Consider the following 11,918-nt stretch of genomic DNA (forward strand, 5'->3'; position numbering starts at 1 on the left):
GGTCCTTGGGAGGATTATTCGGGGGCGAACAGGTGGCCGCGCATTAGTTCGACGCTGGTCCTGACAAAAACCGAGCCGATGATCAAGGTCGTGACGCCCAGCAGGCCCCAGGCCAGCACGGCGACCCCGGGGTGGTTCAAGTGGTGCTGGTATTCCAGGGTCGCGATGGTGATCGCCGCCATGGGGAAGGTATAGGCCCACCACGACACGAAGAACGGCAGTTTCAGGAATTGCCGCACCATGCTGAAGTTGAGCAAGGTGATGAACAGGCCACTATAGAGCAGAACCCGGGTAAAGACGTCGATCTGTCCCCCGGTCAGCGCCAGATACGACACCGTTCCCACCCCCGGCGGGGCAATCAGGATGAACAAGGTCGGCAAGAAGCGCGTCGCCAGCGGGTTGTGAAAGACGATGCGGTAAAACACGATCGTGAACAGCACGATCCAAAACACCAAGCCAATCGCGAAAAAGAACCACGAGATCTCGGTGAAGCCCAGCTTGGTTCCGGCAATCGGCACGATGATATTGCCGACCACTGGAATGAACCACGCCGGATTGATCATGGTGATCTCGTGCGCCCGGGTGATCCAGCGCCCGATCAGGTACACCGTGGCCATCAGGTGCAGCAGCGCCCCCAGGCCCCACACCCCGAGCGCCAGCGACTCGCTATAGGGCAGGGCGGCAATCGACAACAGCAGCAAGCTGATGCTCACGGTTGGGAAAAAATTCACTCGGATCGGGTTGTTGAATTCGGCCCGAACCTCGGGAAAATGGCGCAGGGCCTTGGTGGCGTAGAGCAGGGCCAGCCCCACGAACAAGGTCGCGGCGAGGCCCAGGAGGCCCTCTCCCACCTGACCCGGCACGCCCAGCACAGAGGCCGCCTTGCGCCACGCCAGCCCCAGGCCGGTCAGGCCCATGATCATGGCGAACAGGGGAATCGGCACGTGCATCAACCAGTGGGCGGTGCCCGCTTCGTGCGGCGGGGACAGGGGGGCGGTGGCGGTCTCGGCCATTGGGGGTTCCCTCTGGGCAGAAAGGTGGATGGGCGGGTCCCGACAGGCGGTACCTTCATACATTAGGGTGTTATAATATTCTGCCCTGCAAGGGAAGCCCCTTCTGGTCAGGGCCATCACCGCGTCCAAAGGACCAAAGCGATCGAGGGGTCTGGGGAGGCCGCGCCTCCCCGGCCTTTTCTGTCCCTTTCTTCGGCAGACGGGGCGCTCTTTACATTGACTACAAAACCAGACCGCGCCACCCTGAAGCCGTGGCCTGCTGGAAGGAGACCCCCATGTCCTCCCTTTACCCGACCCTTGCGCCGCTTCCCGATCCGGCAGAAGCGCCGGCTGCCCCGTCCCATTGGCTGCTGACCCCGGGGCCGCTGACCACGACGGCCACGGTCAAGCGCGCCATGCTGCATGACTGGGGATCGTGGGACGGTGATTTTCGTGCCCTGACCGCCTCGCTGCGTCGGCGCTTGCTTGAGATCGCCGGGGTGGGCGAGGGCTATAGCGTGGTGCCCTTGCAAGGCAGCGGGACCTTTGCGTTAGAAGCGGCCCTGCTCAGTCTGGCCCAACGGAACAGTCGGGTCCTGATCATCGTCAACGGCGCCTATGGCCAGCGCATGGTCGAGATTTCCCGGCGCATTGGTCTTGGCCATGCGGTCTTGGATCTGGCCGAAACCGAGGCGCCCTCGCCCGACGCCCTGGCCCAGCGGCTGGCGGCGGCCCCCGACCTGACCCATGTGGCGGTCGCCCAGGTCGAGACGTCGACCGGCCTGCTGAACCCCGTGGAGGCCCTGGCCCAGGTGACAGCGGCGGCCGGTCGCAAGCTTTTGGTCGATGCGGTGAGCGCCTTTGGCGCCTTGTGGCTGGATCCGGCCCGGGTGCCGTTCGAGACGCTGATCTTTTCGACCAACAAGTGCCTGGAAGGGGTGCCGGGGATGGGCTTTGTCCTGACCCGGATCGAGGCGCTGGAAGAAGCCCGCGCCTGCGGACCCGCCCCCTCCCTGGCCCTCGACCTTGCCGACCAGTGGGCCTACATGGAGCGCACCGGCCTGTTTCGCTTTACGCCGCCCACCCACGTCCTGGCCGCCTTCCGCCAAGCCCTCGACGAATACGATGCCGAGGGGGGGCGCACCGCCCGCTTGGCCCGGTATCGCCGCAATCACGATGCCCTGGTCGCCGGGATGGGCTGGGCCGGACTGCGGCCGTTGCTGCCCGAGGCGCTGCGCTCGCCGATCATCGTCACCTTCCTGGCGCCCGAGGATCCGGCCTACCACTTCACTACTTTTTATGAGGTGATGAAGCGGCGAGGTTTTATTATTTATCCGGGCAAGATGACCGAGGTGGAGAGTTTCCGTTTGGGCTGTATTGGCGCCGTGGATGTGCCGGTCATGGAGGATTGTGCCCGGGCTTGCGAGGCGGCTTTTAAGGAGTTGGGGGTCGCGTTGCCCGACTAAAATAAAGGAAGGCTGGGGAGGCGAGCCTCCCCAGACCCCTGCATCCCTTTACCGGCCAATCTGTGACAAGTCGCGCACGGCGCCCCGGTCGGCGCTGGTGGTCATCGCGGCATAGGCCTTGAGGGCGGTCGAGACATGCCGGGCGCGCGGTTTGGTCGGCGTCCAGGCGTCCTTGCCGCGTGCCTCTTGGGCCTGCCGGCGCTCGGCCAGCACCGCATCCGACAGGTCAACCCGGATCACCCGCTGGGGAATGTCGATCACCAGGGTGTCCCCTTCCTCCAGAAGGCCGATCGGGCCACCAGACGCTGCCTCGGGGGAGACGTGGCCAATTGACAGGCCCGAACTGCCCCCCGAGAACCGGCCATCGGTCACCAGGGCGCAGGCCTTGCCCAGACCGCGCGACTTCAGATAACTCGTGGGATAGAGCATTTCCTGCATGCCGGGACCGCCCTTGGGGCCTTCGTAGCGCACCAGCACCACGTCGCCGGCCTTGATGTCGCCGCCCAGAATGCGCGACACCGCCTCGTCCTGGCTTTCGCACACCCGCACCGTGCCCGTGAAGGTCAGGATCGAGGCATCCACCCCGGCCGTCTTCACGATGCAGCCGTTGGGCGCCACGTTGCCGGTCAGGACAGCCAAGCCGCCGTCTTGCGAGAAGGCGTGGGCCTTGTTGCGGATCACGCCGGCAGCGCGGTCGAGATCCAGGCTCCAGGTTCGCGTCGAGGTGAAGGGCAGGACGGTGCGCACGCCGCCGGGTGCGGCCGCAAACAAGGTGCGGGCCGCGTCGCTGGCCGTGGGCGAGACAAGGTCCCAGCGGGCCAGGGCGTCGGCCAGGGTTGGAGCATGGACGGTGCCCACCGAGGTATCAAGCAGCCCGGCGCGGTCCAGTTCGCCCAGAATGCCGAAAATGCCGCCGGCCCGGTGCACGTCCTCGATGTGGACCACCGCCGAGCTGGGCGCCACCTTGCACAAATGCGGCACGCGGCGCGACAGACGGTCGATGTCCGTCATGGTGAAGTCCACCTCGCCCTCTTGGGCGGCGGCCAGCAGGTGCAGCACCGTGTTGGTCGAGCCGCCCATGGCGATGTCGAGTGTCATGGCATTCTCGAACGCCGCCTTGGTGGCGATGCTGCGTGGCAGGACCGAGGCGTCGTCGTGTTCGTAGTAGCGCTTGGCCAAGTCCACGATGGTGCGGCCCGCCGCCTTGAACAGGTCCTCGCGCTGGGCGTGGGTGGCGATCAAGGTGCCATTGCCGGGCAGCGACAGGCCCAAGGCCTCGGTCAGGCAGTTCATGGAATTGGCGGTGAACATGCCCGAGCACGAACCGCAGGTCGGGCAGGCCGATCGCTCGACCGCCGCCACCGTGTCGTCGCTCACTTGGTTGTTGCCGGCCATGATCATGACATCGATCAGGTCCAGCGACCGGTCCTCGCCGTCCACCTGGGCCTTGCCGGCCTCCATGGGGCCGCCCGAGACGAACACCACGGGAATGTTGAGGCGCAGCGCCGCCATCATCATCCCCGGGGTGATTTTGTCGCAGTTGGACAGGCACACCAGGGCGTCGGCGCAATGGGCGTTGACCATGTACTCGACGCTATCGGCGATCAGGTCGCGCGACGGCAGGCTGTAGAGCATGCCGTCATGCCCCATGGCGATGCCGTCGTCGATGGCGATGGTATCGAACTCGCGGGCCACGCCGCCCGCTTCTGCCACCGCGCGGGCCACGAGCTGGCCCAGGTCCTTGAGGTGGACATGGCCGGGGACGAACTGGGTGAACGAGTTGGCAATGGCGATAATGGGCTTGCCGAAGTCCGCGTCCGTCATGCCGGTCGCCCGCCACAGGGCGCGCGCGCCGGCCATGGTACGACCGTGGGTAGAGGTGCGGGAACGGTAAGCGGGCATGACAACGCCTTTCAGGCTCAAGGGACGGGAAAGGTGTGAACTGTACTCCGGTGCCGCCTCAGGTCAAGAAAGCTGGGGCGGCTGCGCAGGGCAATCGGACGCGAGGAGGGGGAGAGCAGGCCAGCCTTCTCTTTTGCCTGGCCTAGCCGGCCCCCCAGTCCCTTGATGCCCCTGGCAGGCCGTGCCGCTCCAGGACGGCTTGTTCGCTCATGCGGCAGGCGCAGGGCTGCCCCAGGGCAAACGCCGGGAAGATGCCCCAAAACAGCCATGCTTGATGCCAACACTTTCTTCTGGGGAATACCCTTAAAAGGATTTTTTCTCATTAAGTTCCCTTTTATTTTCGCCTGACCGCCGTACCTTTGTATCCATTAACGTGTAAAAATATAGATATTCGGACGGGGATTGTTACGAAAAATAGTTTTTGCTAAAATTGCATGTAATTTTTGAAGCCGTGGCCCCTTGCAAGATCTCTCCCGAAGAGAGCGGATGAAGGAAGAACCGATCCATGCGGACCCTGACGATACGCCAGCAAATCTTTCTGATCCCGGTTCTTTCCGCGTTGGCGGTCTGTCTGGTCGCCCTGTTTGCCGCACGCATCGTTTATGACCGGATCGACGAAACCCACCGCCTGCAAATCAAAAGCGCAACCGAGGTTGCCGTCGCCGTGGTAGGCGCCCTGGATGCCCAGGTCAGCAAGGGAGGCCTCACCCAAGAGCAGGCCCAAAGCTTGGCCAAGGACGCCCTGCGCGCCATTCGCTTTGCCGGCCAGGAATACTTTTATGTCTACGATTACGAGGGAAAGCTCCTGGCTCATCCGGTGCGCTCCGACCTGGAAGGGACCTACAAGCTCAAGGAAACCCGCGATGCCAACGGTGTTCTCACCATTGAGGAGCTGATCAAGCAGGCCCGGGCCGGGGGGGGCTTTGTTCCCTTCCTGTGGCCCAAGCCCGGGCAGGATACCACGCCCGTCGCCAAGTTGGGCTATGCCGCCGGCTATCAGCCTTGGTCCTGGATGATCGGGACCGGCGTGTATGTGGACGACGTCGAGGCAGAGACCTGGAAGGCCCTGCTCCAGTTGGGCCTGGGGGGGGGCTTGGCCCTGGCGGTGGTGGGGGTGGCCGGGGTCTGGGTCACGCGCCGTTTGGGCGAGCGGGTCCAGCGCCAGTCAGAGCGCATGCTGGCCCTGGCCGAGGGCGATCTGTCGCCTACTCCCGACACCGCCAGCGGCGACGACGAGCTGGGCCGCATGGCCCAGGCTTTGGAAGTCTTTCGTCAGCGCATGATCGAAAACCGCGACATGAGTGCCCAGCGCGAGGCCGAGCAGGAAAAGCGCGCTCGCGAGGCCCAGCGCATCGGTGAACTGGCGCGTTCCTTTGATCAAGCCGCCGCTTCTGCCCTCGATGTGGTCGCTGCCGCCGCCCACGACCTAGAGCGCGACGCCGTCGATATGACCATGTCGGCCGACGCCACCGCCGAGCGCTCCGTCACCGTGGCGTCGGCCGCCGAGCAGGCCTCGGCTCATGTTCAGACCGTGGCCGCCGCCACCGAGGAACTGAGCGCCTCTATCGGGGAAATTGCCCGTCAGGTCTCAATGTCGGCCTCCATCGCCGTGGCCGCCGCCACCGAGGCCGAGCAGACCAGCGCCCATGTCCGTGGGCTGGCCGATGCCGCCCAGCGGATTGGCGCCGTGGTCAACCTCATCACCGATATCGCCTCCCAAACCAACCTGTTGGCTCTCAACGCCACCATTGAGGCGGCCCGGGCCGGGGAGGCCGGCAAGGGGTTTGCCGTGGTCGCCGGCGAGGTCAAGAATCTGGCCACCCAGACCGCCCGGGCTACCGAGGAAATCGGCGAGCAAATCGGCGCCATCCAACAGGCCACCGGCGTTGCCGTTCAGGCCATCGGCGGGATCGCCGCCATCATCACCCAGATTCGCGATACCACCACCTCGATCGCCTCGGCGGTCGAGCAACAAGGCGCCGCCACCCGCGAAATCACCAGCAGCGTGCACGACGCCGCGGCCGGGACGACCATGGTCAGCAGAACCATCGCCGAAGTGACCGCCACCATCGATACCACCCGGACCACCTCAGGCAACGTCTTGGAAGCCGCCGGCCAGCTGCGCGGCGAGTGCGACAGCCTGCGCGGACAGGTGCAGGGATTCCTGAAGGACGTCGGCGCGAAGCAGGCGTGAGACTCGGGGGGGGGGGGGCTCGGTGACGCGGGGCCCCCTCAATACCGCTCGATGCGCAAGACGCAGCCGGGCAGGGCAGGGGAGAGGGTCAGGGTGAGGGCGTCGGCGCCCAGGGGCCGGGGGAGGGTAAGGCTGGGGAAGGGGCGGCCGACCCAAACGAGACTCCGGTCGTTGCCGGGAAGGGTGGCCTTGAGGACCTCGATGTCGGCGTTGAGGGCGATCACGACGAGTCCCGCACGGCCGTTAAAATCGATGGTCGTTGTCCCGCCTTCGATACAATCAGCGCGAGCAGTTGAGAACCAAGACCCCAGGGCGGCCGCGAGGCAAAGCGCCAGGGGGGTAGGGGGCGGCAAGCGCAAGGGGATCTCCCGCCACGAGGGAAGGGCGCCGAGGCCGACGCCCGGGGAACTGAGCCGCTTTCGGTTTTGGGAGAGTTTCGGCCCGAACGCAAGGGCTCTGTTCATTTGTTTCCCAATTCGCCCCCGTGCTGTTTCTCTTGTTGCGTCGCACACTTAGGCGGCTCTATGCTACGGGGGCACCCGGTTCGATACCCGAGTCCCGCGCATGGTGGCCCCGCGAAACGGCGAGCCCGGCGCAAGGGGCGGAAATCACGGGCGCTGGCGGCTTGACTTGGGCGTGGTGCGCGGGCTACATGACCAAAGACCTCTGGTTTTGGCCCCGGCGCTCCCCCCGGTCGGGCCTGTCGTCCCCTCCTCAGGCAAGGAGCGTCGCGCATGCAAGCCATGCTGCTGGACTATCTGCCGATCCTGGTCTTCCTCGTCATTGCGACGCTGGTCGCGGCGGGGTCAATCGGGGCTTCGTATGTTGTGACGCCGCAGGCGCCCGACACCGAAAAGGAATCCGCCTATGAATGCGGGTTCGAGGCTTTTGACGACGCGCGCTCGCGCTTTCAGGTGCGATTTTACCTCGTCGCCATCCTCTTCATCATCTTCGATCTGGAAGTGGCCTTCCTGTTTCCCTGGGCCTTGGGGCTGGGCGGGCTGGGCGCGTTTGGCTTCTGGTCGATGATGGTGTTCCTCGGCATCTTGACCGTTGGCTTCATCTACGAATGGAAGAAGGGAGCGCTGGAATGGGAGTAAACTCCTCCCTCCCGGCAGGCCTCGTGCCGCCGGGGCCCGATCAGGACGCCATCTTGGGCGCAGTGAACGCCCAGATCGAGGAGAAGGGCTTCGTTCTTGCCAACGTTGACAATCTGGTCAACTGGGCTCGCTCAGGGTCCTTGTGGCCCATGACCTTCGGTCTCGCCTGTTGCGCCCTGGAGATGATCCACTGCGCGTGCGCGCGCTATGATCTGGACCGCTTTGGCGTGGTGTTCCGGCCCAGTCCGCGCAGCTCCGACGTGATGATCGTCGCGGGTACCCTTACAAATAAGATGGCGCCGGCGTTGCGCAAGGTCTACGACCAGATGGCCGAGCCACGTTGGGTAATTTCCATGGGGAGTTGTGCCAACGGCGGGGGGTACTACCATTACTCCTATTCCGTCGTGCGGGGCTGCGACCGTGTGGTGCCCGTTGACGTCTACGTGCCCGGCTGTCCGCCCACGGCGGAGGCTTTGCTGTACGGCGTGCTTCAACTGCAAAAGAAGATTCAGCGCACCGGCGCGCTGTATCGCTAGAGCCCCGCACACGGATATCCCGCCCCATGATGACGACACTCAAGGAACGGATGGAGAGCCTGACCGAGTTGGGGGCTCGCATCGAGGCCGCCCTGCCCACCGATGTGGTGCGCGTGGGGCTGGAAAAGGACGAACTGGTGGTGATGGCCCATCGGCCGTCCATCGTGCGCGTGCTGACCTTCCTGCGCGATGACAGCGCTTGCTTGTTCAAGCAACTGGTGGACCTGTGCGCAGTAGACTATCCCGAGCGCGAGGAGCGCTTCGAGGTGGTCTATAACCTGCTGTCGATCCACCACAACCACCGCGTCCGCGTGAAGATCCCGGCCTCCGAGGACAGCCCGGTGCCGTCCGTCACCCGCGTGTTCTCGACCGCCAACTGGTTCGAGCGCGAGGCGTGGGACATGTACGGCGTCTTGTTCGCCGACCATCCCGACCTGCGGCGCATCCTGACCGATTATGGCTTCGAGGGGCATCCGCAGCGCAAAGACTTCCCGCTGTCGGGCTACAAGGAAATCCGCTACGACGAGACCGAGAAGCGGGTGGTCTACGAGCCCGTGCGCTTGGTGCAGGATTTCCGCACCTTTGACTTCCAGAGCCCCTGGGAGACCCTCGACACCCAGATCGCCCGCCTCCTGCCCGGAGACGAGAAGGCCGGAGGGAACGCCTGACCATGCAAACCGAAATCAAGTCCTACACCATGAACTTCGGGCCGCAGCATCCGGCGGCCCACGGGGTGCTGCGTCTGGTGCTGGAGCTGTCGGGCGAGATCGTCGAGCGGGCCGACCCTCATATCGGCCTCTTGCACCGGGGGACCGAAAAACTCATCGAACACAAGTCGTATGTCCAGGCCATTCCCTATTTCGACCGCCTGGACTACGCCTGCCCCCTGAACCAGGAACACGCCTTCGTGCTGGCGGTCGAGAAGCTCCTGGGGATCGAGGTGCCGCCGCGCGCCCAGTACCTGCGCACGCTGTTCAACGAGATCACCCGCATCATCAACCACATCATGAACACCACCTCGATGGCGCTTGATGTGGGGGCGATGACGCCGCTGCTCTATGGCTTCGAGCAGCGCGAGCACCTGCTGGAGTTTTCCGAGCGGGCATCGGGGGCGCGCATGCACGCGGCTTGGTTCCGTCCGGGCGGGGTGGCGCGCGACGTGCCCACCGATCTGCTCGACGACATCTTAAAGTTCTGCGACGGCTTCCCCGCCTATCTCGACGATGTGGAAGCGCTGCTCGACGACAACCGGATTTTCAAGCAGCGCACCGTCGATATCGGCAAGGTCACGGTGGAACAGGCGCTGGACTGGGGCTTCACCGGCCCGGTGTTGCGCGGCTGCGGCGTGCCCTGGGACCTGCGCAAGGCCCAGCCCTACGACGCCTATGCCGACATGGATTTTGACATCCCCACCGGGGCCAATGGCGACTGTTACGACCGCTATCTGGTGCGTATGGCCGAGCAGCGCCAGTCGCTGCGCATCATCCGCCAGTGTATCGAAAAGATGCCGGACGGTCCGGTCAAGACCCAAGACCACAAGGTGACGCCGCCGCCGCGCGCCGCCATGAAGAACTCGATGGAAGCGCTGATCCATCATTTCAAGCTGTTTACCGAGGGCGTGCGCGTTCCGGCCGGCGAAACCTATACCGCCGTCGAGGCTGCGACCGGCGAGTTCGGCGTGTTTCTGGTCTCCGATGGGTCCAGCAAGCCCTATCGCTGCAAAATCCGCTCGCCTGGCTATGTCCACCTCCAGGGGCTCGATCTGATGAGCCGGGGCCACATGCTGGCCGACGTGGTGGCCAACATCGGATCCATTGACGTGGTGTTTGGAGAAATCGACCGATGAGCGCTCCGTCCGGCGTCGGGACCTTTCAGTTTTCGCCCGAGAACGAGGAAAAGGCCCGCGCGATTCTGGCCAAATATCCCAAGGGCCGCGAGCGCTCGGGAGTGCTGCCCCTGCTCGATCTGGCCCAGCGCCAGCAAGGCTGGATCGACCGCGCGGTGATCGAGACCGTGGCGACCTGGACCCAGACCCCACCCCTGCGGGTGCTGGAGGCCGCCAGCTTCTACACCATGTTCCGCGACAAGAAGGTGGGGCATCACCACGTCGAGGTGTGCACCAACATCTCGTGCTGGCTGCGCGGCTCCGACGAGATCCTGCGCGCCCTCAAGGACGAACTGGGCCTCGACATCGGCCAGATGACCGCCGATGGCCTGTTCTCGGTCGCCGAGGCCGAATGCCTGGGGGCGTGCGTCAATGCCCCCATGGTGCAGATCGGCGACCACTACTACGAAGACCTGACCTATGAGTCGGCCCGAGCCCTGATCCAGAAGCTCAAGGCCGGTGAACCGGTGACGCCGGGCTCCCAGAGCGGGCGCCAAGGGGCCTGTCCGGCCACCGGACCGACCACGCTCACCCGCTTGGCGGTGGAGGGGTAAATGCTCCACGATCGCGATCGCATCTTCACCAACCTCTACGGCTTCCACGACTGGCGTCTGGCCGGGGCGCGGGCCCGCGGCGACTGGGACAACACGGCGGCCATTCTGGCACGCGGGCGCGACGGCATCATTGCCGAGATGAAGGCCTCGGGCCTGCGCGGGCGCGGCGGTGCCGGCTTCTCGACCGGCCTCAAGTGGTCGTTCATGCCGCGTGAGATCGGCGAGCGGCCGCATTATCTGGTGGTCAACGCCGACGAGGGCGAACCCGGGACCTGCAAGGACCGGGATATCATGCGCTTCGATCCGCACAAGCTGATCGAGGGTTGCTTGATCGCTGGTTTTGCCATCGGCGCCCATGTGGCCTACATCTACATCCGGGGCGAGTTTGTTCAGGAGGCTCACCACCTGGAAACCGCCATCGCCGAGGCGCGCGAGGCCGGGTTCTTGGGGCCCGATGCCTGCGGGTCCGGCTGGGCCATGGAGGTGTATGTCCACCGCGGCGCCGGCGCCTATGTGTGCGGCGAGGAAACCGCCCTGATCCAGTCCCTGGAGGGCAAGAAGGGCCAGCCGCGCCTCAAGCCGCCGTTCCCGGCTGGGGTGGGGCTCTATGGCTGTCCGACCACGGTCAACAACGTGGAAAGCATTGCCGTCGCCCCCACCATCTTGCGTCGGGGTGGGGCTTGGTTCGCCGGCCTCGGTCGAGAGAACAACACGGGCACCAAGGTGTTCTGTATTTCCGGCCACGTGAACACGCCGTGTAACGTGGAAGAGGAAATGGGCATTCCGCTGCGCGAGTTGATCGAGAAGCATGCGGGCGGCGTGCGCGGCGGCTGGGACAACCTGCTGGCCGTGATCCCCGGGGGCTCCTCGGTTCCCGTGCTGCCCAAGGAAATCTGCGACACCGTGCGCATGGATTTCGATGCCCTGCGCGAGGTGCGCTCGGGCTTGGGCACGGCGGCGGTGATTGTCATGGACAAGTCCACCGACATCGTCAAAGCCATCGCCCGCCTGTCGCGCTTTTACATGCACGAAAGCTGCGGTCAGTGCACGCCGTGCCGCGAAGGGACCGGCTGGCTGTCGCGGGTCATGCAGCGGCTGGTGACCGGCGAGGCCCGCCTCGAGGAAATCGACATTTTGGAGCAGGTGACCCGCCAGATCGAGGGGCATACCATCTGCGCCCTGGGCGACGCGGCGGCGTGGCCGATCCAGGGCTTGATCCGGCACTTCCGGCCGGAAATCGTCAAGCGGATCAAGGCTCGCGAGGGCCTGGGCCGCGCGGCCGAGTAGGG

General features: G+C 65.1%; 11 protein-coding genes. 8 read left to right on the forward strand and 3 right to left on the reverse strand.

Features of this window, described 5'->3' with window-relative positions; translation table 11 throughout:
- Nucleotides 1-14: 14 nt before the first annotated feature.
- A complete protein-coding gene (locus tag RSPPHO_RS14400) occupies nucleotides 15-1,013 on the reverse strand; it encodes an SLAC1 anion channel family protein (RefSeq protein ID WP_081581802.1) in 999 nt (332 codons plus the stop codon).
- Between the two features lie 275 nt (nucleotides 1,014-1,288).
- Here RSPPHO_RS14400 and RSPPHO_RS14405 point away from each other — a divergent pair, with 275 nt between their 5' ends.
- Entirely contained in the window at nucleotides 1,289-2,458 is a 1,170-nt protein-coding gene (locus RSPPHO_RS14405) for a 2-aminoethylphosphonate--pyruvate transaminase (RefSeq protein WP_157879260.1), read from the forward strand.
- A 48-nt stretch (nucleotides 2,459-2,506) separates the two neighbouring features.
- Here RSPPHO_RS14405 and ilvD read toward each other — a convergent pair whose 3' ends face one another.
- The gene (ilvD, locus tag RSPPHO_RS14410) at nucleotides 2,507-4,360 is read right to left on the reverse strand and encodes a dihydroxy-acid dehydratase (protein ID WP_041795678.1); all 1,854 of its coding nucleotides are present in this window, start codon (nucleotides 4,358-4,360) and stop codon (nucleotides 2,507-2,509) included.
- Nucleotides 4,361-4,865: 505 nt separating this feature from the next.
- Here ilvD and RSPPHO_RS14415 point away from each other — a divergent pair.
- The gene (locus tag RSPPHO_RS14415) at nucleotides 4,866-6,554 is read left to right on the forward strand and encodes a methyl-accepting chemotaxis protein (protein WP_014415947.1); all 1,689 of its coding nucleotides are present in this window, start codon (nucleotides 4,866-4,868) and stop codon (nucleotides 6,552-6,554) included.
- Nucleotides 6,555-6,592: 38 nt separating this feature from the next.
- Here the strand turns inward: RSPPHO_RS14415 and RSPPHO_RS14420 are convergent, their stop codons facing one another.
- Nucleotides 6,593-6,907, reverse strand: a complete 315-nt coding sequence (locus RSPPHO_RS14420) for a hypothetical protein (protein WP_157879261.1) — start codon at nucleotides 6,905-6,907, stop codon at nucleotides 6,593-6,595.
- A 381-nt stretch (nucleotides 6,908-7,288) separates the two neighbouring features.
- Here RSPPHO_RS14420 and RSPPHO_RS14425 point away from each other — a divergent pair, with 381 nt between their 5' ends.
- The 6 genes from RSPPHO_RS14425 to nuoF are packed head-to-tail and all read left to right on the forward strand — an operon-like array spanning nucleotide 7,289 to nucleotide 11,916.
- Complete coding sequence (locus RSPPHO_RS14425) at nucleotides 7,289-7,654, forward strand: NADH-quinone oxidoreductase subunit A (protein WP_014415950.1); 366 nt, start codon at nucleotides 7,289-7,291, stop codon at nucleotides 7,652-7,654.
- The gene (locus RSPPHO_RS14430; protein WP_041795680.1) at nucleotides 7,645-8,190 is read left to right on the forward strand and encodes a NuoB/complex I 20 kDa subunit family protein; all 546 of its coding nucleotides are present in this window, start codon (nucleotides 7,645-7,647) and stop codon (nucleotides 8,188-8,190) included. The genes RSPPHO_RS14425 and RSPPHO_RS14430 overlap by 10 nt, the downstream gene beginning before the upstream one ends.
- A gap of 26 nt (nucleotides 8,191-8,216) precedes the next feature.
- Entirely contained in the window at nucleotides 8,217-8,858 is a 642-nt protein-coding gene (locus RSPPHO_RS14435; protein WP_014415952.1) for an NADH-quinone oxidoreductase subunit C, read from the forward strand.
- 2 nt (nucleotides 8,859-8,860) lie between these two features.
- Complete coding sequence (locus RSPPHO_RS14440; protein WP_014415953.1) at nucleotides 8,861-10,036, forward strand: NADH-quinone oxidoreductase subunit D; 1,176 nt, start codon at nucleotides 8,861-8,863, stop codon at nucleotides 10,034-10,036.
- On the forward strand, nucleotides 10,033-10,629 hold the full coding sequence (locus RSPPHO_RS14445; RefSeq protein ID WP_014415954.1) for an NADH-quinone oxidoreductase subunit NuoE family protein: 597 nt from the start codon (nucleotides 10,033-10,035) through the stop codon (nucleotides 10,627-10,629). The genes RSPPHO_RS14440 and RSPPHO_RS14445 overlap by 4 nt, the downstream gene beginning before the upstream one ends.
- Nucleotides 10,630-11,916 carry an NADH-quinone oxidoreductase subunit NuoF gene (gene nuoF / locus RSPPHO_RS14450; RefSeq protein WP_014415955.1) on the forward strand — a complete coding sequence of 429 codons (1,287 nt, stop codon included), beginning with the start codon at nucleotides 10,630-10,632 and terminating at the stop codon, nucleotides 11,914-11,916.
- Nucleotides 11,917-11,918 lie beyond the last annotated feature (2 nt).

This window comes from Pararhodospirillum photometricum DSM 122 (assembly GCF_000284415.1).
GTDB lineage: Bacteria > Pseudomonadota > Alphaproteobacteria > Rhodospirillales > Rhodospirillaceae > Pararhodospirillum > Pararhodospirillum photometricum.